The organism is Sulfuricella denitrificans skB26 (assembly GCF_000297055.2).
Taxonomy (GTDB): domain Bacteria; phylum Pseudomonadota; class Gammaproteobacteria; order Burkholderiales; family Sulfuricellaceae; genus Sulfuricella; species Sulfuricella denitrificans.
The window spans coordinates 700,300-727,299 of the sequence record NC_022357.1 but is presented as its reverse complement, the minus strand read 5'-3'; the positions used below and the strand labels follow the sequence as shown (position 1 = coordinate 727,299).

25 protein-coding genes and 1 pseudogene are annotated in these 27,000 nt (G+C 56.7%); 24 read left to right on the top strand and 2 right to left on the bottom strand.

Annotated elements, in window-relative coordinates:
• Positions 1 to 3 precede the first annotated feature (3 nt).
• The 3 genes from SCD_RS03580 to SCD_RS03570 all read left to right on the top strand — a co-directional run bounded on the left by SCD_RS03580 (position 4) and on the right by SCD_RS03570 (position 5,177).
• Positions 4 to 2,553 (top strand): PAS domain S-box protein, encoded by a 2,550-nt coding sequence (locus SCD_RS03580; RefSeq protein WP_009206493.1) that lies wholly within the window; start codon positions 4 to 6, stop codon positions 2,551 to 2,553.
• A gap of 318 nt (positions 2,554 to 2,871) precedes the next feature.
• Positions 2,872 to 3,723, top strand: coding sequence for a response regulator (locus SCD_RS03575; RefSeq protein WP_009207847.1), 852 nt, complete (start codon positions 2,872 to 2,874; stop codon positions 3,721 to 3,723).
• A gap of 155 nt (positions 3,724 to 3,878) precedes the next feature.
• A complete protein-coding gene (locus SCD_RS03570) occupies positions 3,879 to 5,177 on the top strand; it encodes a cation:proton antiporter (protein WP_009207846.1) in 1,299 nt (432 codons plus the stop codon).
• A gap of 97 nt (positions 5,178 to 5,274) precedes the next feature.
• Here SCD_RS03570 and SCD_RS03565 read toward each other — a convergent pair whose 3' ends face one another.
• Positions 5,275 to 5,541, bottom strand: coding sequence for a VF530 family protein (locus SCD_RS03565; RefSeq protein ID WP_021035768.1), 267 nt, complete (start codon positions 5,539 to 5,541; stop codon positions 5,275 to 5,277).
• Between the two features lie 411 nt (positions 5,542 to 5,952).
• On the opposite strand from SCD_RS03565, the gene SCD_RS03560 reads away from it, so the two are divergent.
• The 8 genes from SCD_RS03560 (at position 5,953) to SCD_RS03525 (ending at position 12,919) form a co-directional block, all read left to right on the top strand.
• Positions 5,953 to 6,168 carry a glycine zipper 2TM domain-containing protein gene (locus tag SCD_RS03560; RefSeq protein ID WP_009207844.1) on the top strand — a complete coding sequence of 72 codons (216 nt, stop codon included), beginning with the start codon at positions 5,953 to 5,955 and terminating at the stop codon, positions 6,166 to 6,168.
• A 370-nt stretch (positions 6,169 to 6,538) separates the two neighbouring features.
• Positions 6,539 to 7,498 carry a hypothetical protein gene (locus SCD_RS03555; protein WP_009206494.1) on the top strand — a complete coding sequence of 320 codons (960 nt, stop codon included), beginning with the start codon at positions 6,539 to 6,541 and terminating at the stop codon, positions 7,496 to 7,498.
• 108 nt (positions 7,499 to 7,606) lie between these two features.
• Positions 7,607 to 8,044 (top strand): hypothetical protein, encoded by a 438-nt coding sequence (locus tag SCD_RS03550; RefSeq protein WP_009206495.1) that lies wholly within the window; start codon positions 7,607 to 7,609, stop codon positions 8,042 to 8,044.
• 442 nt (positions 8,045 to 8,486) lie between these two features.
• Entirely contained in the window at positions 8,487 to 9,899 is a 1,413-nt protein-coding gene (zwf, locus tag SCD_RS03545) for a glucose-6-phosphate dehydrogenase (RefSeq protein WP_009206496.1), read from the top strand.
• A complete protein-coding gene (gene tal, locus SCD_RS03540) occupies positions 9,896 to 10,999 on the top strand; it encodes a transaldolase (RefSeq protein ID WP_009206497.1) in 1,104 nt (367 codons plus the stop codon). Before zwf ends, tal begins: the two co-directional genes overlap by 4 nt.
• A gap of 99 nt (positions 11,000 to 11,098) precedes the next feature.
• Entirely contained in the window at positions 11,099 to 11,395 is a 297-nt protein-coding gene (locus SCD_RS03535) for a DUF1840 domain-containing protein (protein WP_009206498.1), read from the top strand.
• 73 nt (positions 11,396 to 11,468) lie between these two features.
• Complete coding sequence (pssA, locus tag SCD_RS03530) at positions 11,469 to 12,089, top strand: CDP-diacylglycerol--serine O-phosphatidyltransferase (protein WP_009206499.1); 621 nt, start codon at positions 11,469 to 11,471, stop codon at positions 12,087 to 12,089.
• Between the two features lie 419 nt (positions 12,090 to 12,508).
• The gene (locus SCD_RS03525) at positions 12,509 to 12,919 is read left to right on the top strand and encodes a low affinity iron permease family protein (RefSeq protein WP_041673307.1); all 411 of its coding nucleotides are present in this window, start codon (positions 12,509 to 12,511) and stop codon (positions 12,917 to 12,919) included.
• A gap of 13 nt (positions 12,920 to 12,932) precedes the next feature.
• Here SCD_RS03525 and SCD_RS03520 read toward each other — a convergent pair whose 3' ends face one another.
• The gene (locus SCD_RS03520; RefSeq protein ID WP_009206502.1) at positions 12,933 to 13,952 is read right to left on the bottom strand and encodes an Lcl C-terminal domain-containing protein; all 1,020 of its coding nucleotides are present in this window, start codon (positions 13,950 to 13,952) and stop codon (positions 12,933 to 12,935) included.
• Positions 13,953 to 14,372: 420 nt separating this feature from the next.
• On the opposite strand from SCD_RS03520, the gene glgP reads away from it, so the two are divergent.
• The 13 genes and pseudogenes from glgP (at position 14,373) to SCD_RS03460 (ending at position 27,000) form a co-directional block, all read left to right on the top strand.
• Positions 14,373 to 16,916: an alpha-glucan family phosphorylase gene (glgP, locus tag SCD_RS03515; protein WP_009206503.1), complete on the top strand. Its 2,544-nt coding sequence runs from the start codon at positions 14,373 to 14,375 to the stop codon at positions 16,914 to 16,916.
• A gap of 83 nt (positions 16,917 to 16,999) precedes the next feature.
• The gene (locus tag SCD_RS03510; RefSeq protein ID WP_009206504.1) at positions 17,000 to 18,214 is read left to right on the top strand and encodes an acetate/propionate family kinase; all 1,215 of its coding nucleotides are present in this window, start codon (positions 17,000 to 17,002) and stop codon (positions 18,212 to 18,214) included.
• A complete protein-coding gene (locus tag SCD_RS03505) occupies positions 18,205 to 20,595 on the top strand; it encodes a phosphoketolase family protein (RefSeq protein ID WP_009206505.1) in 2,391 nt (796 codons plus the stop codon). The genes SCD_RS03510 and SCD_RS03505 overlap by 10 nt, the downstream gene beginning before the upstream one ends.
• A 163-nt stretch (positions 20,596 to 20,758) precedes the next feature.
• On the top strand, positions 20,759 to 21,994 hold the full coding sequence (locus tag SCD_RS03500) for a cation:proton antiporter (protein WP_009206506.1): 1,236 nt from the start codon (positions 20,759 to 20,761) through the stop codon (positions 21,992 to 21,994).
• A 28-nt stretch (positions 21,995 to 22,022) separates the two neighbouring features.
• On the top strand, positions 22,023 to 22,916 hold the full coding sequence (locus SCD_RS03495; RefSeq protein ID WP_232504429.1) for an ADP-polyphosphate phosphotransferase: 894 nt from the start codon (positions 22,023 to 22,025) through the stop codon (positions 22,914 to 22,916).
• Between the two features lie 273 nt (positions 22,917 to 23,189).
• Positions 23,190 to 23,288, top strand: a pseudogene (locus SCD_RS16335) (DUF1840 family protein); the annotation flags it as partial.
• A gap of 23 nt (positions 23,289 to 23,311) precedes the next feature.
• Positions 23,312 to 23,506 (top strand): hypothetical protein, encoded by a 195-nt coding sequence (locus SCD_RS03490; RefSeq protein WP_009206508.1) that lies wholly within the window; start codon positions 23,312 to 23,314, stop codon positions 23,504 to 23,506.
• Positions 23,507 to 23,540: 34 nt separating this feature from the next.
• Complete coding sequence (gene atpD / locus SCD_RS03485; RefSeq protein ID WP_009206509.1) at positions 23,541 to 24,998, top strand: F0F1 ATP synthase subunit beta; 1,458 nt, start codon at positions 23,541 to 23,543, stop codon at positions 24,996 to 24,998.
• Entirely contained in the window at positions 24,973 to 25,377 is a 405-nt protein-coding gene (locus SCD_RS03480; protein ID WP_009206510.1) for a F0F1 ATP synthase subunit epsilon, read from the top strand. The genes atpD and SCD_RS03480 overlap by 26 nt, the downstream gene beginning before the upstream one ends.
• Positions 25,370 to 25,708 (top strand): AtpZ/AtpI family protein, encoded by a 339-nt coding sequence (locus SCD_RS03475; protein ID WP_009206511.1) that lies wholly within the window; start codon positions 25,370 to 25,372, stop codon positions 25,706 to 25,708. The genes SCD_RS03480 and SCD_RS03475 overlap by 8 nt, the downstream gene beginning before the upstream one ends.
• Positions 25,701 to 26,012: an ATP synthase subunit I gene (locus SCD_RS03470; protein WP_009206512.1), complete on the top strand. Its 312-nt coding sequence runs from the start codon at positions 25,701 to 25,703 to the stop codon at positions 26,010 to 26,012. The genes SCD_RS03475 and SCD_RS03470 overlap by 8 nt, the downstream gene beginning before the upstream one ends.
• Positions 26,002 to 26,694, top strand: a complete 693-nt coding sequence (locus SCD_RS03465; RefSeq protein ID WP_009206513.1) for a F0F1 ATP synthase subunit A — start codon at positions 26,002 to 26,004, stop codon at positions 26,692 to 26,694. The genes SCD_RS03470 and SCD_RS03465 overlap by 11 nt, the downstream gene beginning before the upstream one ends.
• A 24-nt stretch (positions 26,695 to 26,718) precedes the next feature.
• Positions 26,719 to 27,000 (top strand): F0F1 ATP synthase subunit C, encoded by a 282-nt coding sequence (locus tag SCD_RS03460; protein ID WP_009206514.1) that lies wholly within the window; start codon positions 26,719 to 26,721, stop codon positions 26,998 to 27,000.

Sequence of the window (27,000 nt, the reverse complement as noted above, 5' to 3'; positions counted from 1 at the left end):
TTCATGTTCAAAAAAATCCGCGATCTTGCCATTTTCAGTCTGCCTGCAGAGGCGGAGAAGGGCATCACCGAGGTTCGACGCCAGGAGGCCTTGCTTAAAACTGGGGCCTTGCAGAACGCGATTCTCAACAGCGCCAACTTCTCGAGTATCGCCACCGACGAGAAAGGCGTGATCCAGATCTTCAATGTCGGCGCCGAGCGCATGCTGGGCTATACGGCCGCTGACGTGATGAACAAAATCACCCCGGCCGACATTTCCGATCCGCAGGAAGTGATCGCGCGCGCCAAGGCGTTGAGCGCCGAACTTGAAACTCCGATTGAGCCAGGCTTTGAGGCTTTGGTGTTCAAGGCCTCGCGCGGCATCGAAGACATCTATGAGCTGACCTACATCCGCAAGGACGGCAGCCGCTTCCCGGCGGTGGTGTCGGTGACGGCACTGCGCGACGCTCAAGGCACCATCATCGGCTACCTGCTGATCGGCACTGACAACACCGCACGCAAGCGGGCGGAAGAAGCGTTGCTCAAGGCAGGAGCCTTGCAGAGAGCGATTTTCAACAGCGCCAACTTTTCGAGCATCGCCACCGATGCCAAGGGCGTGATTCAGATCTTCAACGTCGGGGCCGAGCGCATGCTGGGCTACACGGCAGCCGACGTGATGAACAAGATCACCCCGGCCGATATTTCCGATCCGCAGGAAGTGATCGCGCGCGCCAAGGAGTTGAGCGCCGAACTTGAAACCCAGATCGAACCGGGCTTTGAGGCCCTGGTGTTCAAGGCCTCGCGCGGCATCGAGGACATCTACGAGCTGACCTATATCCGCAAGGACGGCAGCCGCTTTCCGGCAGTGGTGTCGGTCACGGCCCTGCGCGATGCGCAGGACGCCATCATCGGCTACCTGTTGATCGGCACCGACAACACCGCGCGCAAGCAGATCGAAGTTGAGCAGAAGCTGCTCGATCAGCGCCTGCGCGATCAGCAGTTCTACACGCGCTCGCTGATCGAATCCAACATCGATGCGATCATGACCACCGATCCGTCCGGCATTATCACCGACGTCAACAAGCAAACGGAGTCGCTCACCGGTTGCACGCGCGACGAGCTGATAGGCGCGCCGTTCAAGAATTACTTTACCGATCCGGAGCGGGCCGAAGCGGGCATCAAGCGGGTGCTGAGCGAGAAGAAAGTCTCCGACTACGAGCTCACCGTACGAGACCGGGACGGGAAAGAAACGGTGGTGTCCTACAATGCGACCACTTTCTACGATCGGGACAGGAAGCTGCAGGGCGTGTTCGCTGCTGCGCGCGACGTCACCGAACGTAAACGCCTGGATCAGGTGCTCCAGGAAAATAACATCGAATTGGAGAGCGCCAAATTCGTGGCGGAAAAAGCCAACCTCGCCAAATCAGCTTTCCTTTCCAGCATGAGCCATGAACTGCGCACCCCACTCAATGCCATCCTCGGCTTCGCCCAGTTGCTGGAGGTCGGTTCACCGCCACCAACGGCCGCCCAGATTGTACGACTAAACCAGATTATCAAGGCAGGATGGTATCTGCTTGAACTGATTAACCAAATCCTTGACCTCGCAGTGATCGAGTCTGGCAACCTGTCGTTGTCGCGAGAGCCGGTGTCGCTGATCGAGGTGATGCGCGAATGCCAGGCCTTGATTGAACCGCAGGCGCAGCAACGCGGCATCCAGTTAAATTTTCTCCCCTTCGACCACACCTGGTTTGCCCATGCCGACCGAACCCGAGTCAAGCAGGCTCTGATCAATCTGCTTTCGAATGCGATCAAATACAACCGCGAGCAGGGGACGATAACGGTGGAGTTCACGGCAAGCACCCCGGAACGCATCCGCATCAGCATCAAAGACAGCGGAGAGGGATTGCCTCCGCAAAAGCTGATGCAGCTATTCCAGCCGTTCAATCGTCTCGGGCAAGAGAACGGCGCCGAGGAAGGAACAGGCATCGGACTGGTGGTCACCAAGCAACTGGTCGAGTTGATGGGCGGCACTATCGGCGTGGAAAGCACCGTCGGTGTAGGCAGCAAATTCTGGATCGAACTGATCCGGGACGTGATGCCACAACTTCCTACCGGAGATCCCTTGTCCTCAGAACTTACGCAACCCGCTCGGCCCAACGCGGCGCCTCGCACCCTGCTCTATGTGGAAGACAATCCGGCCAATCTGATGCTGGTCGAGCAAATCATCCAGGAGCACCCCCATATACGCATGCTGAGCGCTCACGATGGCAATCTCGGCATCGCGGTTGCGCGTACCCATCTCCCGGACGTAATCCTGTTGGACATCAATCTGCCTGGTATAAGCGGTTTTCAAGTGCTGAAAATCCTGCGTGAAGATCCGCTAACGGCGCATATACCGGTACTTGCCATCAGTGCCAATGCCATGCCACGCGATGTCGAAACAGGCCTGGAGGCAGGATTCTTCCGCTATCTCACCAAGCCGATCAAAGTGCATGAGTTCATTGAGGCACTGAACATGGCCCTGGAACTTGCGGAAACGGGGCTGAACGGTAGCATTCGCCCGAGTGGGCAATAATCCTAGGAACCTAAGTTGACCGCTTAACTGGATATTTAATATTATGATTTCAATAAATATTTTCACTGTTTACCGTTTCACCCGGCGGGTGAATGCGCTACGGGGTAGATTGCACGGTTATGTCGGCGCATGGCGGCAGCCCTCTCTCCAACTCTCCCCCAGAGGGGGAGAGGGCGATCGTCCCCTCTCCCTCTGGGAGAGGGTTAGGGTGAGGGTTGGCAACGCCTTGGAATGGAACGACCATTCCGCGTTGTTGTGCCTTGCCCTGCACCCCCATAACCGCACACTCAACCCCGTCCAACTAAGGTTTCTAGGATAATGGTCAATCCCGCCGATTTTCTGAATGCCAGCATTCTGATCGTAGACGATCAGGAAGCCAACGTGCTTCTTCTTGAGGAAATACTGCGTGATGCCGGCTATGCTTGCATTACGTCGACAACGGATCCCTATGCAGCCTGCGAGCTGCATCGCAAAAACCTTTATGACCTGATCCTGCTTGATCTGCAGATGCCCGGCATGGATGGGTTTCAGGTAATGGAAGGCCTGAAGGAGATCGAAACCGATGGCTATCTTCCGGTACTCGTAATCACCGCTCAACCCGATCACAAGTTGCGTGCGCTCGCCACTGGCGCGAAAGATTTCATCGGAAAACCATTTGATCTGATCGAAGTGCAGACGCGTATCCGTAACATGCTGGAAGTCAGGCTGTTGTACAAAAAACTAGAGAATTCCAACAAAGTTCTGGAACAGACGGTACTGGAACGGACCGCCAAGCTACGTGAAAGTGAAGCGCGTTTTCGCCGTCTGACCGAGCTATCGTCCGACTGGTATTGGGAGCAGGACGTAAACGGGCATTTCACCAAGATTTTCGGCCCGGTGTTTGAAATGCTCGGAATCAGGGTCGACGACGAGTTGGGCCGGATACAGGATGACCAGGGAGCGCGCTGGGATGAGATCGAACGAAAGGAACTTGAGGCGAACCTGGCCGCCCGACGGCCGTTCCTGGATTTCGTCTACAGCCGGACCAATCCCAATGGTTCTCGGCAATATTTAATGGTCAGCGGGGAACCGATGTTTGACACCTCTGGCCGTTATACCGGCTATCGCGGGATTGGCAAGGACGTGACTGAAACGATGAGTCCTGGCGATGAATTGGCTCTGCATCACTAGCAGCCAGCAGAAACTTCCAAAGTTCTTGGTAGCATCACGCACCACACGGTGGCTAGCCGACATATAAACACAACCTGCCAACGGAGTAGATGGATAGGCGTAGCGGGGATGCTGTCGACTAAAGCCGTTGGTTTTTACCAAAGAGATTGAAATAGATGACCAACCCACAATGGTTCATGCTCGTAGGCGGCCTGTTGCTTGTCATGGGCCTTACCCCCTCCCTCCTCAAGCGCCTGCCTGCAACATCAGCCATTATCTATCTGGCGGTTGGACTGCTGGTAGGGCCGACGGTCCTCAATTGGTTTCATTTCAATCCGCTCAAGGAATCAGCGCTGCTGGAAGTATTGACCGAAGTGGCTGTACTGATTTCGTTGTTTTCGGCTGGCATCAAAATGCCTGTGCCGTTCAGTTTTGCACGTTGGCGCACGCCAGTTTTGCTGGCAACGGTATCGATGACTGTTACTGTCGGGATGGTCGCGGCTTTCGCCTACTATGTACTTGGCCTGCCGCTGGGTGCGGGAGTGTTATTGGGCGCCATCGTTGCCCCGACCGATCCTGTGCTGGCAACTGACGTCCAGATCCGCCATCCCGGTGACCGCGACCATCTGCGCTTCACATTAACCTGCGAAGCGGGCATGAATGACGGTACTGCCTTTCCATTTGTGATGCTGGGAATGGGCTTGCTGGGACTGCATGAGATCGGTGATTCTGGCCTGCAATGGGTCGTGGTCGACGTACTGTGGGCCACGCTGGGCGGAATTGCCATCGGCGTGGTTGCCGGGGTCACGCTGGCACATTTGGGATGGAAGCTGCGTGGCGAGCTACACAAGCACGAACTGATGGATGATTTTCTCGGGCTTGGCTTGATAGGCGTGGTGTACGGTTTATGTGTGCTGCTTAATGCGTGGGGATTTCTGGCCGTATTTTTCGCCGCTGTCGCACTGCGTCAGACTGAGCTGAAGCTCGCCAACAACCCCAAAGATTACCCTGACTCGCGGTCTCTCCGAGAAATCAGGATGGCAGATTCGACAAGCCCTGATCCCGAAGTAACGCCAACCATCAGCCAAGGGTCTCTGATGTTCAAGGAGCATCTGGAGCGACTGTCGGAGCTAATACTGATCCTGCTGCTAGGCGGGACACTGTTTCTCGACTCGTGGAGCTGGCAGGCGGTAGGGTTGGCGCTATTTCTGTTCATGGTCGCGCGCCCGTTCAGTGTCCTCATCGCCCTGCTGGGCTCCAGCACATCGTGGAAAATGCGCGGCCTGACAGGCTGGTTCGGGGTGCGCGGCATCGGCTCGCTTTACTATCTTATGTTCGCCATACAACACGGACTGCCTGAACCGTTGGCGCTGGAGTTTATTCAACTGACGCTGATCGTGGTTGCGATGTCGATACTCATGCATGGCATCAGTGTCAAACCGCTGATGAGTCATTTCTGGCGGCGCAACAAATAAGCCTTGGCATACAAGAAGTTTTCAAAAGATTCTGCAGGGCGGCAGGATTACAGTGATGATCCTGGCCCGCCGTCGTTTTGCATCACTCCAAAACGACTCAATGCCTGTCCCGGTATGAAAAATCAGATTCAACGGAGCCCTGAGCTTGCTGCAAATACAATTGCTCTACCTTTTTGCGGGCCCACGGTGTTCTCCGTAAAAATTTCAAGCTGGATTTGATGCTGGGATCGTGAGTAAAGCAACGCACAGGCACAACGGCAGCCATCGCCTCCCAGCCCATGCTCTCGGATAGCCGTGTGACGATGACTTCGAGGGTAATGCCTTCCAGACTGGGAAGGCTTGCTGTTTTTTTGATGTCGCCCATGCCCACATTTTACAGACGATTGCCCTGCTTGCGTATTGATAATGGGGTCCTTTGTTTTCAGGAAATGCTGGCCCTGAGACGGATTCAGATCGGATGCATATCGACAGCCGAATTGCAGCCAGGGCAATTTAATTGCCCTGGCTGCCTTGCCCGCAAACCGACCTTCAGGATGTAAGCCGATATTGGCTTACGCCTTGTCTCACAGACGTGGACAGCGGTATGTGCGACAGCGCACAGACCCGCCTTTCAAATAGGGCTATCTTGTCTCCTTAAGATGCACAATAAATGCAGGCAAGGCAGAGGTCGTAATCGTCGCCATCCCTGAACAACGAAGCAAAGAAGCACTACGGCGAATAAGCCGCCAGGCAAGAATTAACCTGGTCCTGGATTTTCAAAATGGAGGTATTCAAAATGAGCACGATACAAAAATCAGCTGTTAATGCAGTAGCAGCAATCTTGGTTTTCGGTCTGGCGGGTTGTGCCGGAATGTCGCAACAAGATAAAAATACCGCAATCGGCGCTGGTGTCGGCGCTATTGGCGGCTCGGTCCTGACCGGCGGCAGCACTGTCGGCACGGTGGGCGGCGCGGCGGTCGGCGGTATCATTGGCCACGAGATCAACAAATAACATCACAGTCATTTACGCACAGCCGTGCCAGCACCCATTGGAGCTGGCACGGCTGTATGCGTCCCTTGGAAATATAGGGTAACGCTGAACAAGTCCAACGCCCCCTCCCCCTTGACGGGGGAGGGCTGGGGAGAGGGTGATAAATCAATGCATTACCCCTCTCCCCAGCCCTCTCCCGCAGGGGGAGAGGGGGTTAATCAGCGCTTCCATAACTTTCCGAAAGCCTAACAAGACTATCTGATCGCCTTATGTGCGATACCGCACGGAAGTATCTGGATAAACAAAGGTAGTATGTAAAAGCTTAGAGCTGGTGTCGTATTCCGTTGGCAACCATGACACCGATTTTGCTTATCGAACAGGAGGTCACAACATGCTGAAAATTCGCCACGTATTTATTGTGCTGGGACTGCTGTTGTCCTCAGCGGCTTCTGCTGAGGTTCAGGTGAGCATCGGTATCGGGTTCCCCAACGCAAGTATCGGGATCAACCTGCCGGCATACCCGCAACTAGTCCGCGTGCCAGGTTACCCTGTTTACTACGCGCCACGACTGAATGCGAACTTCTTCTTTTACGACAGTCTTTACTGGGTTTACCAGGATGATAACTGGTACGCCAGCTCCTGGTACAACGGTCCCTGGGGGCTGGTGGGTCCAGAAGCAGTGCCGGTATACGTCCTGCGTATCCCGGTGCGCTACTACCGCCAGCCACCCCCGTACTTCCGTGGGTGGCGACCAGATGCGCCGCCACGCTGGGGTAATCACTGGGGTCATGATTGGGAACAGCGTAGAAGCGGTTGGGACAAATGGAACCGTCGCGCTGCCCCGGCGCCAGCCCCGCTGCCTGTCTACCAGAAGCAGTATTCAGGGGATCGCTATCCCCATCAAGTGGAGCGGCAGCGGGAGCTTCAACAGCAGCGCTACCGTTATCAGCCGCGTGATCCCATAGTGCGGCAACACTATCAGGAACGGGCAGAGCAACGAGTACCTGTTCAGCAGGAAAGACAGAGAGGACCTGAGGATAGAGGTGGCTCCAGGCAGCAGGATGTCCAGCGTTCTATGCCACACCAGCAGGATGATCGAGCCACCCCGCGTTCGCAGTCGCCGCAAAGAGGAGGTGAAGACGTTCAGAGATCAGCCCCTGCCTCTCCACGACAGGGCCGTCAGGAAGTTCAAGACCGCAGGCAGTCATCACAGCCAGGCGCAGATCAGCGCGAGCAGCAGATGCCAAGATCACAGGGCCGGGAAGAAAGGCAGCAAGGCAAGGACGCCACGCGCGAGCCCAAACGGGGACAAGGACAGGAGCGTGAGAGGGGCCGGGATCGCAACGAGTAATACCAGCTGAGCCGATGTCTTTGAACTTGCATAGCGTGACAATTAGAAAAGTCATCGGCTTATGCCTTCCTGAATTAATCAAAAACCACTAACAACAGGTGATCCAACATGAAACTTTTTTTGATCGCAGCGGCAGTAGCCGTTGCCACCCTCACCACCCCGGCACTCGCTGCCGATGTTGGCGTCTCGGTCAGCATCGGCCAACCCGGCTTCTATGGCCGACTCGACATCGGCGACTATCCGCAGCCACAAGTCATCTATCGTCAGCCGATGGTCATCGAACGGGTACCGATGGACCGCCCGCCGATCTACCTGCGCGTACCTCCGGGCCACGCCAAACACTGGAGCAAGAACTGCCACAAATATAATGCCTGCGGCGAGCGGGTCTACTTTGTGAAAGATGGCTGGTACAACCGCGAGTATGTTCCGCGTTATCAGGAACAACATCGTGATCGCAGGGATGACCGCCGCGACGAGCGCGGGGATGATCATCGTGGAAAGCAAAAGAACGACCACCAAGGCAACGGCAAAGGTCGTGATCGCTAGTCGGCAGTCAACTTGGAGAATGGATATCAACCTTCTCCATTCCGGCGTGCGCTGGAATGGCTGGATTATCCGCCTGTTTCAACACAACCCACTACCAGGTGACAGATGAGAGGCTTGCTAACATCCGTTCACTTCGGTTGATGAATTGAATACACAGTAACCCTGTCAGAGTCAGGTCCCGATGCCATTACCTTGGCACCATCATTCTTGAAGGCCGCGCTCAGTTGGTCGACTTTAATACCAACCGTATTTACGTCAGCTGCCGCACCCGCCAAGACTTCGGCCCTATCGCTATTCGGCAGCGCTGTTCCAAATCAGCAGGCGTAAATATTAATAACGGTCTATAAATTAAAGGCAGCGTCCACTTTCGACGCTAACGATTCGGGATTTACTGGCAAAAAACAGCTTGGCCGGTATAAAAACAAGAAAGGGGGACACTGAGATGGGCAATAACCATAGCCGCCCGATGCCAGCCGATGCGCTGGTGATTTTCGGCGTAACCGGCGACCTCGCCTACAAGATGATCTTTCCGGCGCTCTATGCGATGGCTAGGCGCGGTGCTCTCAACGTGCCGGTGATTGGCGTCGCAGCCTCGCAGTGGAGCCTGGCGCAACTGCGCAAACAGGCGACGGACAGCATCAGGCAAGCGGGCAGGGTCGCTGACCGGAGCGCCCTCGACCACCTTCTTTCCCTGCTCCAGTATGTAGGCGGAGATTATAACGACCCGGGCACGTTCAAAGCACTCAAACTGGCGCTGGGCGATGGCCGGCGCCCGGCGCACTACCTTGCCATTCCTCCCGCGTTGTTCGCGACGGTTATCAAAGGGCTCAATGCTGCGGGCTTGGCCGATCGGGCGCGCGTCATCGTCGAAAAACCGTTCGGCCGCGACCTGGCTTCGGCGCGAGAACTCAACCGCATCGCGCTGTCGGTGTTTCCGGATGATTCGATCTTCCGCATCGACCACTATCTCGGGAAGGAGGCGATCATGAATATCCTCTATTTCCGTTTTGCCAATTCGTTCCTTGAACCGATCTGGAACCGCAACAGCGTGGCCAGTGTGCAGATCACGCTGGCCGAGGATTTCGGCGTGAAGGGTCGCGGCGCATTTTACGAAAGCGCGGGTTGCCTGCGCGACGTCATCCAGAACCATTTATTCCAGATTGTCGCGCTGCTAGCCATGGAACCCCCTGCTTATCAGGACTATGCCGCTGTCCACTGCGAGAAAGCCAAAGTGTTCCAGGCCATGCGCCCGCTAAAGCCGGACGACGTGGTGCGCGGCCAGTACACCGGCTACCGGAAAGAGCCGGGTGTGGCGAAAGACTCGGACGTCGAGACGTTCTGTGCCCTGCGGCTGTTTATCGACTCTTGGCGCTGGGAAGGCGTGCCGTGGTATCTACGTTCCGGGAAATGTCTGGCAACCACAGCGGCCGAAGTTCTGGTGGAGTTAAAACCACCGCCGCAAAGACTGTTCGACGATTCGGCACCGACGGACGGGCGGGCCAATTATCTGCGCTTCCGGCTCTCCCCCAACTCCGCCGTCGCCCTGGCTGCGCGCGTCAAGCGCGCCGGCAAGGAGTTCGTCGGCGAACAGCACGAGCTCTACCTGCTGAATGAACATATGGGCAAAGAAACACCTTACGAAAGACTGCTGGGTGACGCCATGGCCGGTAACGGCGCACTTTTCACCCGCGAGGACGCGATTGAGGCTGCCTGGGCGGTGGTTGATCCAGTTCTTGTCACGCACCCGCGGGCTTACCCCTACAAGCCCGGCAGTTGGGGACCAAAACAAGCTGACGCGCTGATTGCAGCAGATGGAAGCTGGCACAACCCAACACTAGTAAAGGAGAAAAAATGAAATCGACACAACAACTGCACGATCTCGGTCAGAGCCTGTGGCTCGACAATATCACGCGCGGACTGCTGACGAGCGGCACACTTGAGCGCTATATCAGAGACCTTTCCATAACCGGGCTGACATCGAATCCCACGATCTTCGATCAGGCCATCAGGAATACCGACTTCTACGACGCAGCCATCCGCCAAAAAGCGCTGGCCGGCAAGTCAGGCGAAGCACTCTTTTTTGAACTGGCGCTGGAGGACCTGACCCAGGCTGCCGATCTATTTCGCCCCGTCCACAATGCGACCGGCGGCGTGGACGGCTGGGTATCGCTGGAGGTGTCGCCCTTGCTGGCGGACGACACGGAAGGCACCATTCAGGCGGCAGTACAACTTCATGCGCAGGCGCAACGACCGAATCTTTTCATCAAGATACCCGGCACCGATGCAGGCATTGCTGCAATCGAGGAAACCATTTTCGCAGGCGTGCCGGTGAATGTGACTTTGCTGTTCTCCCGCGAACACTACATCGCCGCTGCCGAGGCGTATATGCGCGGCATCGAACGGCGCATCGCTGCCGGCCTCGATGCCGAGGTTGCTTCAGTGGCATCGGTTTTCGTCAGCCGCTGGGACGTCGCCATCAAGGACAAGGTTCCAGACGCACTGCGCAACCGCCTCGGCATTGCTATCGGCATGCGCACCTACAAAGCCTATCGCGATCTTCTGGCCGCACCGCGCTGGCAAAAATTGGCCGGCGCAGGCGCCCTGCCGCAACGCCTGCTGTGGGCCAGCACCGGCAGCAAGGATCCGGCTGCCCCGGACACGCTTTATCTTGGGGCACTCGCAGCGCCGGATACCATCAACACCATCCCCGAGAAGACGCTGCTCGCCTTTGTCGAGCACGGTGAAGTAAAGGGCGCCTTGCCGCCAGATGGCGGCGATGCCGAAGCACTGCTCGCCGAGTTTGCACGGGCAGGCGTGGACAATGCGGCGCTCGCAGCCATACTCCAGCGCGAAGGCGCGCAATCTTTCGCAAAATCCTGGAATGATCTGATGGACTGTATTACGTCAAAAAGCGCCGCACTTGCGCAAGCCCGCCCGGGTGGAGGCAAGCCATGACAGTCGCATCGAAGGTGATTGAAAGCCTGTGAGCGTTTGTTTATGGGCTGTGCGCAGTGGCCCAAGTAGATACTGAATCATTTATTCGAGGAGAACTAAATGTTAGTGACATTTACGACCGATGCCCATGCCGACATCACCCTGTTTGGTGATATCGCACTTGCCATGCTGAAAATGATGGGGCACAGCGCCACCGTGCCAGGCGCGATTCTGGCGGCAGATGTTCCTGCGGCCTTGAGCCAGTTGACAGCCGCTATCGATGCAGAAAAAGCCTCGCCGCCAGTTGAGGACAAGGACGACGATGAGCCCGTGGTGAGTATGAGAAATCGAGCGCTGCCTCTCATTGATCTTCTTGCTGCCGCAGCCAAGGAAGAATCTAACGTCATGTGGAAATAAATTGGCGCGCGGAGTTGCCTCAAGCTGAAGCCAGGCAGGCTGTTCCGATGAGTTTAATGAAGGATCCCGCACCATGAAACAAGCGAAACATCTCTCGATGATCCGCAGCTTCCATCTCGCGGACTGGTTTACGTTAGGGAATGCAGCCTGTGGCGTCGGTGCGCTGTTCGCCATAATGAGCTATTTACAGAGCCAGGGCGTGATGCACCTGTTTTTTGCCTGTGCCCTGATTCCGCTGGCGTTGATGTTCGATGTTTTCGATGGCCGCATTGCGCGTTGGCGTCAGCAAAGCTCGTTGCTGGGGCGAGAGTTGGATTCCCTGGCCGATGTGATCTCCTTCGGCGTTGCGCCGGCGGCCATCGCCTATGGAGTCGGCATGGATGGCCTCTGGGATCGGGTGATTCTGATCTACTTCGTTGCGTGCGGCGTGAGCCGCCTTGCCCGTTACAACGTCACCGCCGAAACCCTGGCGCAAGGCAGCGACAAGGTAAAGTATTTCGAGGGTACGCCGATCCCCAGCTCACTGTTGCTCGTCATCGTCATCGCCATCGCTGCCGGGTACGGTGCGATTGGCAACCAGCTCTGGTTCGGGATGATACACATTGGTCCATGGCAGCTCCACCCTCTCGTGCTGATGTTCGCGGTTTCCGGCTCGTTGATGATCAGCCGGACACTGCACATTCCTAAATTCTGAAAAGCCGTCTCGATTCATCCCACGACAACAGCCTGGCCATGACTCGACGAAACGGGATGCACCCAAATAACTATGCGGGCTACCGCACAGACCGCGTCGGATTTTATGCTTATTCTTAAACCTGTCTGGCTGCCGATTTTAATCCTGATGAAAGTAGATCATGAAAAACATATTGCTGATCTTAAGTTTGATGGTGACTGGTTTGAGTGGCTGCTATGTTGCTCCTTACGGACCCCAAGAGGATGGCTATCGTAGAGACCGAGATTCTCGTGAACATGGTGATTACAGAAAAGATCACGATGACCATGAACGTGATCGCGGTGGAGAACGTGGCGACCGTGATGGCTACCATTGAGTAGCTCCAGAAAAGCGGGTGCGTGGGTTTCTTGATTAACTATAGCGGTTCCCTAAAAAACACTATGCATAGCGCTAGTTGGTACTCACAGTTCGCGAAGAGGACAGCACACTTCTGCGGTCGTCCCAGAGTATTCACATTGGCGGTCGGGGTCATCGTCGCCTGGATCGTCACAGGGCCTCTGTTTCACTTCAGCGACACGTGGCAGTTGGTCATAAACACTGGCACTACGATCATCACCTTCTTGATGGTGTTTCTGATTCAGAACACCCAGAACCGAGACACCGAAGCAATCCAGGTGAAGCTCGATGAACTCATACGAGCAACGAAAGGCGCTCATAACGCGCTTCTCGATCTAGAAGAACTGGAGGAGGAGAGCCTCGATGCCTTCCGAACCAAATATGAGACCCTGGCAGCAGAAGCAAGAGCCGAGTTGAGCCGTGGAACTATAGACACCGGAACGCCAGAACCTTGATTTATAATCGGTTCTATTTTTTCGCATCGACCGTTGCCACGGCCCATACTGAAAATTGTGCGAACTGCTTTTGTCCGACGCCCATCGCGCCTTTTTCCAGGTACAGAGCCCAAGCCCAATCGGGCTCGAACAGGCTGGTGGTAGACGACCAGTAGATGTCCTGTATGTCAAAGAAAGGATGCCCTGACGGCAAAGCCGGACTGTGGGCGGCGCAATCCACCAGCGCTTCCAGTTCGTTGATCGTGGGCAGCCGCCAGGTACTTCCAGCGTCTTTCTGATTAAGTTCGACCACCGCTGCCAATGCCTCGCGCCAGACCACCGGTTGCGGCGTGAGGTTCGCGCTGCGGCGCCAGAGCAGGCGGGTGAGACGGTCCAGTACGCCGGCGTGAAGAATTTCGAAGCGTGGTTCAGGCCAAGGGGCGCCGTAACGAAATTCACCGTCCTGACCGGAGCCGGTGCACGCAATAATTTTGCCGGCGGTGTCGTAGCACAGACATTGGCCCGTGCGCGGGACAACGCCCAGACCTTCGCCGCGCACCGGCCAGAGCATGAAGGATTGATCTTTGCCGCCGTAAAACATGCGCGCGCCATTGAGCGCCACGTACCAGGCGTGCGCCGGACTGATGGCCGCCGTCGTCGCGGTCCAGTACCAACCGTTGAACACATTAACGAACGGGTGATGCTCAGGCAGGGCAGGTAACTTGGTTTGCAGACTGAGCAAACTGCGCAATTCGCGGCGATTTGGCATGCGCCAATCATGCTGGCCGAAACGCCCTTCACGGTTCATGATCGCGACGAAATCCAGTGCTTCCTGCCAGGCAAGTGGAAATTCCGCGAGATTGGCATTACGACACCAGATCAGGCCGGTCAGACTATCCATGACCTCGTCCTCGCGCAGGTCAAATCGCGGTTCCGGCCAAAGCGTGCCGACTGCAAACGACGCATCCTGGCCGGAACCTTTGCACGGAATCTCGTGTCCATCGTCGGCATGGCAAGTGCGTTGGCCGGTATTCAGGTAGTGGAGTGAGGTCATGGTTACTCAATGTGATCAACTGCCATTTTCAGGATGAATATTCGAATTGACCCGACTAATAAGGGTATCCGGATTGTGCGCCCCGCTTCGAAGAAGTGCTACCAGCACTGCGAAGATGTGGACACAATGCATCCAACCACCAGGCGGTTGCTTTGGTTTGTTGGTCTATAGTTAGCTAGCAATGCCCATATTTTCGCTGTATGTACGCTAGCGTACATACAACATCCTGTGCGCAATGGACAATTTTCTCAGCGATCGAAAGCGCTGGACAACGACCAACCCATCGGCGGTTTGAAGGTTACCGGGAGAGGATTATTTGCGCCACCTCCTGGAGGAAGCGCAGACCAGCGGCGGTTCTGCGCTGACAGCACCCATACCGAAGCCAGGGATTGCGTCCGTAACGAATACAAAGGAGTCGACATGAGCGAACAAACACGGGGCAGTCACCCGATAGACGGCCTTCTCCCTGCGGACGTCGAGGGATTCGATTCCCTGGTCGAACTGGCCCTGGATATGCGCTGGTCGTGGAGCCATGTCACCGACGAGGTGTGGCGGCAGCTGGACCCGGTGCTGTGGGAGCTGACGCATCACCCGTGCGATGTCCTGCAGACGGTCTCACGGGAGAAGATCCAGAACGTACTCGCCGATCCGGCCTTCCGCAACAAGATCGATGCCATGGTGCAGTCCAAGAAGCAGGCGGCGGAGGCACAAGCGTGGTTTCAGCAACATTATCCCGATGCGCCCCTGACCTGCGTAGCCTATTTCAGCATGGAATTCATGTTGAGCGAAGCCCTCCCGATCTATTCGGGAGGGCTGGGCAATGTGGCCGGCGACCAGCTCAAGGCCGCCAGCGATCTGGGCATTCCGGTGGTCGGCGTGGGGCTGCTCTACCAGCAGGGCTATTTCCGCCAGGTCATCGATCAGGACGGTGCGCAACAGGCCCTTTATCCGTACAACGATCCAGGGCAATTGCCGATCACCCCACTGCGCAAGCCGGATGGAGAGTGGTTGCGTTTAGAGGTTGCGTTACCCGGTTACTCGGTATGGCTGCGCGCCTGGCAGGTGCAGGTCGGTCGCGTCAAGCTGTACCTGCTGGACAGCAATGACGCCGCAAATTACCCGGCACATCGCGGGATCACCAGCGAGTTGTACGGGGGCGGACCGGAGCTGCGGCTGCAACAAGAGATGGTACTCGGCATCGGCGGATGGCGATTGCTCCGTGCGCTCGATCTTGATCCGGAAGTCTGTCACCTCAACGAAGGTCATGCGGCCTTTGCCGTACTGGAACGCGCCCGGAATTTCATGGAGGAAACCGGTCAGTCTTTTGAGGTTGCGCTGGCCGTAACCAGAGCGGGCAACCTGTTCACCACGCACACGGCAGTAGACGCCGGATTTGATCGTTTTGCCCCGGCCCTGATCGAACAATACCTCAGTGGTTATGCCAGAAAATTGGGTATCACGCTCCACGACCTGATGGCACTTGGCCGACAGAACCCGGATGACCCGTCGGAGAGCTTCAACATGGCCTATCTGGCAATCCGCGGGAGTGGCGCGGTGAATGGCGTAAGCCGCTTACATGGGCAGGTGAGCCGCCACCTGTTCGCCCCTCTTTTTCCGCACTGGCCGGCGGAGGAGGTGCCCATCGGCCACGTCACCAACGGCGTCCATATGCCGACCTGGGATTCGGAAGAAGCAGATAATCTTTGGACGGAGGCCTGTGGCAAGGACCGCTGGCTGGGGACGTTGGAAACCCTGGAGCAGGACATGCGCCGCGTTTCCGACACCCGACTCTGGCAATTTCGCATCGCCGCCAGCCAGTCTTTTGTGACCTACGTGCGCGAGCGCTTGTCCAGACAGTTGGCCTCCTCCGGCGCGTCGGCCGAAGCAGTGGCGGAGGCGGGCCATCTTTTCGATCCCAATGTGTTGACCCTGGGCTTTGCGCGGCGCTTCGCCGCCTACAAACGCCCTAATCTGCTGCTGCACGATCCGGAGCGGTTGCTGCGCCTGCTGGCTAATCCGCAACGCCCGGTACAGCTCATCATGGCGGGCAAGGCTCATCCCTCCGACTTGGCCGGGCAGGCTTTGATTCGGCAGTGGACACAATTTATCCGGCGGCCCGAGGTTCGCCGCCATGTAATCTTCCTCAGCGACTACAACATGCTCTTGAGCGAGTCCCTTGTGCAGGGGGTCGATGTCTGGATCAACACGCCCCGGCGGCCTTGGGAGGCGTGTGGTACCAGCGGCATGAAGGTACTGGTCAATGGCGGCCTCAATCTTTCGGAACTGGACGGCTGGTGGGCCGAGGCCTACTCACCGGAGGTGGGATGGGCGCTGGGGGATGGTCAGGAACATGATCATGATCCCGCCTGGGACGCTATTGAAGCCGAAGCCCTCTATGACCTGCTCGAGAACGAGGTGATCCCTGAATTCTATGCTCGTGACGAACAAGGCATTCCCAGCGCCTGGGTGAACCGGATGCGAGAAAGCATGGCGCGATTGACGCCGCGTTTCTGTGCCAACCACTCGGTGTGCGAATACACCGATCAGCATTATATTCCTGCGGCCTCAGCCTACCTTGCACGGGCTGCCGATAAGGGCGCCATTGGCGTGGATATGGTCAATTGGCAGCACGCGCTGGACCAAAAATGGACCGCACTGCGCTTCGGTGAAGTGAAGCTTGAAACCGATGGCGAGCAGCATGTATTCGAGATTCAAATGTATCTCGATGACCTGGACCCGGATGCTGTTCGGGTCGAGCTTTATGCCAATGGCGCTAATGGTGCTGCGCCGGAGCGAGTGGAGATGAAGCGCGTGCGGCAACTGGTGGGCGCAATAAACGGCTACGCCTATCGCGCAGGGGTTTCTGCCTCCCGGCCGGCTTCGGACTATACGGCGCGACTCATCCCGTACCGCGATGATGTGGCGGTTCCCCTGGAAGATGCGCATATCCTGTGGCAGCGGTGATTTCATCACACGTATAGCGCATTGCGCTACGAATAACTGGCTGCGGACGAATTGAAACATGCAAAATAACAAAGGGATAGAGCGTGAGGCTGGCTAAGGAAAACGTGCTAACGATCAACGGCGGTTCGTCTAGCATCAAGTTCGCGCTATATCAGACCAGCGAGCCGCTACCACGAGGGTTGACAGGAAAAATCGACCGCATCGGTTTACCCGGGACGAATCTGACTTTCAGCGATACGTCCCGAGGACAGCAAGGCAATCTGGCCATAGAAGTTGCCGATCATGGTTCGGCGGCGAACTTTTTAATCGACTGGCTCGAACAGCAGGTTGGTTTTACGCACGTCATGGCAGTTGGGCACCGCGTGGTCCATGGCATGAAACACATCCAGCCCGAGCGTGTTTCTCAGGCATTGCTGGATGAATTGCACCGGATCAGTCCGTATGACCCGGAGCATCTTCCGCGCGAGATCGAACTGATCGAGGCATTTCGCCGGCGTTACCCACAGCTGCCTCAGGTTGCCTGCTTTGATACGGCGTTTCACCACACCTTGCCGCGCGTGGCCCGGCTTTTGCCTATCCCGCGTCGTTTCGATGCAATGGGGATCCAGCGCTACGGATTCCATGGATTGTCCTATGCTTATCTTATGCAACAGCTCGCGCATGTTGCCGGCACGCAAGCAGCCCAAGGCCGTGTGATCCTGGCGCACCTGGGTAACGGGGCGAGCCTGGCGGCCGTTCGCGACGGTCAGAGCATCGATACCAGCATGGGGTTTACTCCGACTGGCGGTTTGATTATGGGTACCCGGACAGGCGACCTGGATCCCGGCGTGGCATGGTACTTGATGCAGAGCGAGAACCTGACCCCCCAGCAGTTCAAAAGGCTCATCAATCATGAATCCGGACTGCTCGGCATCTCCGAGACCAGTTCCGACATGCGCGATCTGATTGCATTAGAGGCAACCGACGAGCGCGCTACAGAGGCGGTAGCCCTGTTTTGTTACCAGGTAAAAAAGTGGATCGGTTCATACGCTGCGGCGCTGAGCGGGCTGGATACGCTGGTGTTCGCAGGCGGCATCGGGGAAAGCGCGTCCATTGTACGCACCCGGATCTGCGCCGGGCTGAAATTTCTGGGTGTCGAAATCGATGAAGAGCTCAACGTGGCGAATGCGGCCGTGATCTCCTCTGAAACCAGCAGGGTTACGGTTCGAGTCATGCACACGGATGAGGAAGTGATGATCGCGAAATCGGTCTGCCACGTTTTGGGTCTGCCGATTAAAAAGGAAGGAACATGGCCATAAAGATGAAAAAAACCAAGCTCAAGAGCAATCCTTTGCCACCTGATCTTCTGCGCAAGATGAATGCCTACTGGCGGGCCGCCAACTATCTGTCGGTTGGCCAGATCTATCTGTACGACAATCCGCTGCTCAAAAAGCCGTTGGCCCTGGAACATGTAAAGCCGAGGCTGCTGGGACACTGGGGCACCACGCCGGGCCTGAATTTTGTTTATGTCCACCTCAACCGGATCATCAAGCAATACGACCTGAGCGTGATCGATGTCACCGGCCCCGGACACGGCGGGCCGGGCCTGGTGGCCAACACTTATCTGGAGGGGACTTACAGCGAGGTGTATCCGAACATTTCCCAGGACGAACAGGGCATGAAGAAGCTGTTCACCCAGTTTTCTTTTCCTGGCGGCATCCCCAGTCACGTCGCGCCGGAAACTCCGGGCTCGATTAACGAAGGCGGCGAACTCGGCTATGCCCTGTCACACGCCTATGGCGCCGCGTTCGACAATCCCGACTTGATGGTGGCCTGCGTGGTGGGCGATGGCGAGGCGGAAACCGGCCCGATGGCCACCAGTTGGCACTCGAACAAATTCCTCAACCCGGTTCACGACGGTGCCGTGCTGCCGATTCTGCATTTGAATGGCTACAAGATCGCCGGCCCCACCGTGCTGGCGCGTATTTCTCACGACGAACTGGAAGCGCTTTTTCGCGGCTACGGTTACACGCCGTATTTCGTCGAGGGCGACGACCCCGATGAGATGCACCAGCTGATGGCCGCCACTCTGGATGCGGTGGTCACCGAGATCAAGCGCATCCAGCGCGACGCGCGCGCCAAAGGGTTCAGCGAGCGCCCGCGCTGGCCGATGATCATCCTGCGCTCGCCGAAGGGCTGGACAGGGCCTGAGACAGTCGACGGCAAACCGGTCGAAGGGACCTTTCGCGCACACCAGGTGCCGGTTACAGATTTTGCCACCGAGCCGAAACACCTGAAGATACTCGAACAGTGGATGAAGAGTTACCGGCCCGAAGAGTTATTCGACGACAACGGCAGGCTGAAATCGGAACTGGCCGAGCTGGCGCCGAAAGGCGAGCGGCGCATGGGGGCGAACCCGCATGCCAATGGTGGAATGCTGCTGCGCGAATTGCGCATGCCGGACTTCCGCGACTATGCGGTCGAGGTGCCTGAGCCCGGCGGCGTAAAGGCCGAGGCAACGCGCATCCAGGGTCAGTTCATTCGCGACGTGCTCAAACTCAACGCCGATGCACGCAACTTCCGCATTTTCAGCCCGGACGAAACCGCGTCGAACCGCTGGGGGGCCGTGTTCGAAGTGACGAACCGCTGCTCGACGGCGGATATCCTTCCTGGCGACGAACACGTCGCACCGGATGGCCGGGTGATGGAGATGTTGAGCGAGCACCAGTGCGAGGGTTGGCTGGAAGGCTACCTGCTGACTGGCCGGCACGGTTTTTTCTCCTGCTACGAGGCGTTTATTCACATCGTGGATTCGATGTTCAATCAGCACGCCAAGTGGCTCAAGGTGTCGAGAAAAATTCCATGGCGGCGCCCTATTGCCTCGTTGAACTACCTGCTTTCATCGCACGTCTGGCGGCAGGACCACAACGGACTCAGTCATCAGGATCCCGGTTTCATCGACCACGTGGTGAACAAGAAGGCGGACATCATCCGCGTCTATCTGCCGCCCGATGCCAACACCCTGCTGTCGGTGACAGACCATTGCTTGCGCAGCCGCAATTACGTCAATGTGATTGTTGCTGGCAAACAGCCGGAAGCGCAATGGCTGGACATGGCAGCGGCCATCAAGCACTGTACGGCCGGGATCGGCATCTGGGAATGGGCCAGCAATGACAAGGGCGGCGATCCCGACGTAGTGATGGCCTGCTGCGGGGAAGTGCCGACGCTGGAGACGCTGGCTGCGGTCAAGATTTTACGGCAGCACTTTCCGGAACTGAAGATCCGTGTCATTAACGTGGTGGACCTGATGACGCTGCAGCCGCGAAGCGAGCACCCTCATGGTCTGACAGACAAGGATTTCGACATCCTGTTCACCAAGGACAAGCCCATCATATTTGCCTTCCACGGCTACCCCTGGCTGATACACCGACTGGCCTACCGCCGCACCAACCACCCGCAATTGCACGTGCGCGGGTACAAGGAAAACGGCACGACCACCACCCCCTTTGATATGGTCGTATTGAACGATCTCGACCGCTTCCACCTGGTCGGCGACGTCATAGACCGTGTGGCTAGCCTGGGTTCACGCGCCGCCTACGCCAAACAGTTCCTGCGTGACAAGCTGCTCGATCACAAGGCCTACATCGAAAAACACGGGGAAGACATGCCGGAGATCCGCGATTGGAAATGGGAAGGGTGAGACGCTCATGACGTTGCGCTTGATCGAGATGGAGTTGCTACCGAGGCGCGGAAGTGGTTGGAAGAGGCGTAGCGGACTCGGTCGCGAACGACATGGCTTATTTATTTACATGAGCATGACTGTAGTGCAGAACAAATAGATAAACCGGAGGGAAAAATCATCCATGTTCGACGTCGCCGTTTCATGCCTTGTATTGACCGCACTGCTGTCCTATCTGAACCACCGGTTTATCGGCCTGCCAACCACGATCGGCGTCATGGGTATTGCCTTGCTGCTTTCGTTTGCGCTGTTCGGGTTGGACAAGCTCGGCTTTGGTGCCTTACGCGAATATGAAGTGTCGTTGCTTTCATCGGTCGATTTTTCGGAATTGCTGATGCAGGGGATGCTGTCGCTCCTGCTGTTTGCCGGCGCGCTGCATGTCGATTTAAGCGAGTTGAAGTCGTACAGATGGCAGGTCGGCATACTGGCGATTTTCGGCACACTGACTTCGACGCTGCTGGTCGGGTTCGGTCTGTGGGTGATCCTGCCGTACACCGGTATCGCACTGCCGCTAACGTACTGCCTGATTTTTGGTGCATTGATTTCGCCCACCGATCCGATTGCTGTCATGGGCATACTGAAATCGGTCGGCGCGCCCAAGAGCCTGGAAATCGTCATCTCTGGCGAGTCGCTGTTTAATGACGGAGTCGGTGTGGTGCTGTTTTCGCTACTGCTGGCGATGCTGGCCAGCGGCGAAGCCCCGACTGCGGCGCATGGCGCCATGCTGCTGCTGGAAGAAGGCGGCGGCGGCATCGCGTTCGGCTTGGTACTCGGATATGTGACCTACCGCATGCTGAAGAGCATCGACAGCTACCAGGAAGAGGTATTGATCACGCTGGCCGCCGTGCTTGGCGGATATGCTCTGGCGGATCGACTGCATGTATCTGGCCCGCTGGCGATGGTGGTGGCCGGTCTGATCATCGGCAATCACGGTCGTGCGCAGGCGATGTCGCATAAGACACGCGAGCATCTGGACATGTTCTGGGAACTGCTGGATTCGATACTCAACGCGGTGTTGTTCGTGCTGATCGGCCTCGAAGTAATCCTGATCGAATTCTCGACAAGCCTGGCGCTGGCGGCGCTGGCCGTTATTGCCATCACCCTGACGGCGCGGTTGTTGTCGGTCGGCACGCCCATCATTCTGTTGGGCCGGGTGTTCAGGTTGCCGCGGGGCGCGTTGCAAGTACTCACCTGGGGCGGATTGCGCGGCGGCATTTCGGTCGCACTGGCGCTTTCCTTGCCCAGTGGGCCGCAGCGCGATGTGGTGCTGGCACTGACATACGCGGTCGTAGTGTTCTCGATCCTGGTCCAGGGTCTCAGCATCGGCAAGGTGGTTCGCAGCGTAGGGGATACCGACTGAAGAGCGATTCCAGACAACAGACGAAAGGATGATGATGGAAATAAAGTCCAAGGACTTCCGGGTGAAGGAAGGCAAAAAAGTCAGCCTCAAGAAGTGGCCGACGCTGGTGAAACCTGCTTACAAATCGAAGAAGAAATACAAAAAACTACTCAAAAAACAGGTGGCGGAGCTAAGTGAGCTGCAACAATTGCACTATGCATCCAACCGCTATGCAGTGCTGCTGATTTTTCAGGCCATGGACGCGGCTGGGAAGGATGGCGCCATCAAGCACGTGATGTCCGGCATCAATCCCCAGGGTTGCCAGGTGTTCAGTTTCAAACATCCGAGTGCGACTGAACTGGAACACGATTTTCTTTGGCGCACCACGCAGTCCCTGCCGGAACGCGGCCGGATCGGAATTTTCAACCGATCCTATTACGAGGAGGTGTTGATCGTTCGTGTGCATCCGGAGATTCTCCGCGGTCAGGGGCTTCCGGATGGGCTGCTCGACGAGAAAACCATCTGGCGGGAGCGATATCGTTCCATCGTGGACCAGGAGAAGCATCTTTGTCGTAACGGCACACGGATCATCAAGTTCTTCCTTCACCTTTCGGAGGAAGAACAACGCAAACGTTTTCTCGATCGTATCGACGAGCCCGAAAAAAACTGGAAATTCTGTCTTGCCGACATTGAGGAGCGGAAATTCTGGAAACAGTACATGCAGGCCTATGAGGCGTGCCTGAGCGCAACGAGTACCAAAAATGCACCCTGGTATATAGTGCCCGCCGACGACAAGGAGAACGCCCGGCTGATTGTTTCCAGAATCATTCTGGATACATTCAAGGCGCTCAAAATGAGCTATCCCGAAACCGATGCAAAGCGCCAACAGGAATTGCTATCGATTCGTCACCAGCTGATGAAGGAAGCTTCGAGTGACAACTGAACTCGATAAATCGGCATATGCTGGCAACAGCCTGTCAGGCTTAGTGGGCGTCAGTATCTCCAGGCCGGGCCGCAAGAAAGTCACAGGCGCGCCACGAGCATAACAACGCCTAAATGCTTTTGCTTAATTTCGCGCTTGTTGGTGCGATACCGAACAGAAGTAGCACGCAATGACGCATATTCTCGAAAGCTGCAAAGCGTCAACACGCGTTGAAGGTGTGCTTAAGAACGCGAGCACAAGCAGATACTAAATTATTCATTCGAAGAGAGTTGTATGCTAGTGACCTTTACAACCGATGCCTATACCGACATCACCCTATTTGGGGATATCGCGCTGACTATGCTGAAAATGATGGGGCACAGCGCAACCGTTTATTGTTCAAAGAGGAAACACCCATGAGCAAAATGGAACAACTGGAACTGAATGCGCACCGCAGTAAAATCGTTGCGGATATGCGCAGCCTGGTTGAAAAATATCGCACGATATTCGATTGGGATATTCCGGAGATTGACCAGCGTGCCGCAGATGCGCTTATTTTGGCGGCGATGCACACAGCCTTGGACGATATTGCAGCGCAATTGGCAGGTTAAAGCCGGAGAGTGGATATAGATAAAGGGGTGGATATTGAATAGCAAATCCAGTTCTCCAAACTTCGGCACGGTTGTCTCGGTCCGCGGCAGTGTCGTGGACATCAGGTTTGAGAAGCGGTTGCCGTCCATCTACTCCTTATTGCACGCGATGGAGGGGACAATTGCCATCGAGGTTCTAGCGCAGCTCGACGCACATCGCGTACGCGGGATTGCGCTGACCCCCACCCAGGGACTCGCCCGCGGCATGGCAGTGGAGGACACGGGCGGACCGTTGAAGGCGCCGGTCGGCAAGGAAATTCTCTCACGCATGTTCGACGTTTTCGGCAACGCCATCGACCGCCAGCCGGCTCCGTCGGATGTCCAGTGGCGCTCGGTCCATCGTGCGCCACCGTCCCTGGCGCGGCGTTCCACAAAATCCGAGCTGTTCGAGACGGGGATCAAGGTCATCGATGTGCTGATGCCGCTGGAACGCGGCGGCAAAGCGGGCTTGTTTGGCGGTGCGGGCGTGGGCAAGACGGTGTTGCTCACCGAGATGATCCACAACATGGTCGGGCAACAGGAAGGCGTGAGTATTTTTTGCGGCATCGGCGAACGCTGCCGTGAAGGGGAGGAACTCTATCGCGATATGCAAGCGGCAGGTGTGCTGCCGAACATGGTGATGGTGTTCGGGCAGATGAACGAACCCCCTGGCGCCCGTTTCCGCGTCGGCCATGCTGCGCTGACGATGGCCGAGTATTTCCGCGACGACGAGCATCGCGACGTGCTGCTGCTGATCGATAATATTTTTCGCTTTATCCAGGCTGGCATGGAGGTGTCCGGCTTGATGGGGCAGATGCCGGCACGTCTGGGTTATCAGCCGACCATGGGCACCGAGCTGGCGCAACTGGAAGAGCGCATCGCCAATACCGATACCGGTGCGATTACCTCGATTCAGGCGGTATATGTACCGGCGGACGATTTTACCGATCCGGCGGCAGTGCACACCTTCTCGCACCTTTCCGCATCCATCGTGCTGTCGCGCAAGCGGGCGAGCGAGGGGCTTTACCCGGCCATCGACCCGTTGCAGTCCAGTTCCAAAATGGCCACGCCCGGCATTATCGGCGAACGGCATTATGCCCTCGCCCAGGAAATCCGGCGCACCCTGGCGCAATACGCGGATCTGAAAGACATCATCGCGATGCTGGGCATGGAACAACTGTCGCCGGAGGATCACAACGTGGTTTCTCGCGCGAGGCGGCTGGAGCGTTTCCTAACCCAGCCTTTTTTTACCACCGAGCAGTTTACTGGCCTTAATGGCAAGCTCGTCAGCCTCAAGGATGCGCTGGATGGTTGCGAGCGCATCTTGCGCGACGAGTTCAAGGACGTTCCCGAAAGTGCGCTGTACATGATCGGCACCATTGACGAAGCGAAGGCAAAAATCAAATCCGAACCTGAACCCGAGCAGGAACCTAAAGCGGAGAGGGAACATGCAACCAGCGCGCATGAATCTTAAGATACTCCTGCCCTTTAAAATCTTCGCCGAGAAAACCGGCGTGTCGCGCATCGTCGCGGAGTCACGTGATGGTTCGTTCGGACTCCTGCCCCGCCGGCTTGATTGCGTGGCTGCGCTAGCGCCGGGAATACTGGTTTTCGAGACAGAATCTGAAGGAGAGGTTTGCATTGCCGTCGATGAAGGCGTCCTGGTAAAAACCGGCGCCGACGTGCTGGTTTCAGTGCGCAATGCGATCGGCGGAACCGATCTCGGCAAGCTGCGCGCGGCTGTCGAGCAAGAGTTTCTGAATCTGGACGAGCAGGAGAAAAGCGTGCGCTCGGTGCTGGCAAAACTGGAGAGCGGATTTGTTCGCCGCTTTGCGGCGTTCCATCATGACTGAAAATCCGAAAAATAAATCCGCTTCTGGCGAAACGGAATTCAGCCTTCAAGTGGGCGAAAAGGCGGCGCGCAAGATTGAGGCGCAACGCCATGTCACGCAGACCGTCTGGTCAGGCCTGGGCATGATGGGTCTGGTGGGCTGGTCGGTGGCATTGCCCACACTGCTCGGCGCAGCACTTGGCATCTGGCTGGACCAGCACTATCCCGGGGGACGCTCCTGGACACTGATGCTGCTGGCCCTCGGCTTGGGGTTGGGCTGCTTCAACGCATGGCATTGGGTGGCCAAGGAAGACAGGGAAATTCACGAGCCAGAGGAGAAAGATAATGAATGAGCCATTGAATCTGATGTTCGCATTGGGGGCGGGGATTTTTCTCGGAGCGTTTTTTTTCGGCGGCCTGTGGTGGACAGTTCAACATGGCGTTTCATCCAGACGGCCAGCGCTTTGGTTCATCGGCAGCATGCTGTTGCGGACGTTTGTGGTTCTATTGGGATTCTATTTTATCTCGGGGGAAAATTGGCAGCGCTTGCTGGCAGCCCTGCTCGGATTTGTCATCGCGCGCCTGATCGTGACTCGGCTCACCCGGGTAGCGACGCAGAGCTGCCAATTGGCACAGGAGGCCAGTCATGCACCTTAGTCCCGACGACATCATCTTTTGGCAACAGGGGGTTTTCAAGCTCAATGCCACCATCGCTTTCACGTGGGGGCTGATGTTGGTGCTGTCGGTGGGCTCAAAACTCGTTACCAGCAGACTGTCCACGGGCCTGCAACGTTCCCGCTGGCAGAATCTGCTTGAAATTGTCGTCACCGGGATAACGAAACAAATTGCAGAAGTTGGCCTGAGCCAACCGCAGAAATATATTGGATTTCTAGGTACCTTGTTCCTGTTTGTGGCGATGGCGAGTCTCTTTACCATCGTTCCCGGCTATGAGCCGCCGACCGGTTCGCTCTCAACCACTACGGCACTGGCGATCTGTGTGTTTGTAGCTGTGCCATTATTCGGCATCGAGAAGAGCGGGTTGGGTGAATACCTCAGAGCCTATCTAAAACCGACGTTCATCATGTTGCCGTTCAACATCATCAGTGAGCTCTCGCGCACTCTGGCCCTGGCCGCTCGTCTGTTTGGCAACATGATGAGCGGGACGATGATACTGGCCATTTTGCTAACCATCACGCCTTTCGTTTTTCCGATTGCGATGAGTGTGCTCGGACTGCTGACCGGCATGGTACAGGCCTACATCTTCAGCATCCTGGCCGCGGTTTACATCGCGGCGGCGACGCGCTCCCGCAATACCAGGCCTGAACCCAATGAAAAATGAACTTCGACAAAGAAAGGAAAGACCATGGATAGCATGACGATTATCGCGGTTGCATCGATTATTACCGCCGGACTGACAATCGCAGTAGGGAGTATTGGTCCGGCACTCGGTGAAGGTCGTGCGGTCGCCACGGCATTGACTTCTCTGGCGCAACAGCCCGATGCAGCGGCAACGATTACACGCACCTTGTTTGTGGGCCTGGCAATGGTCGAGTCCGTTGCCATCTACTGCTTCGTGGTCTCGATGATACTCATCTTCGCCAATCCGTTCTGGAATCACGTCATCGCCCAAGCCGCCGGGAAGTAA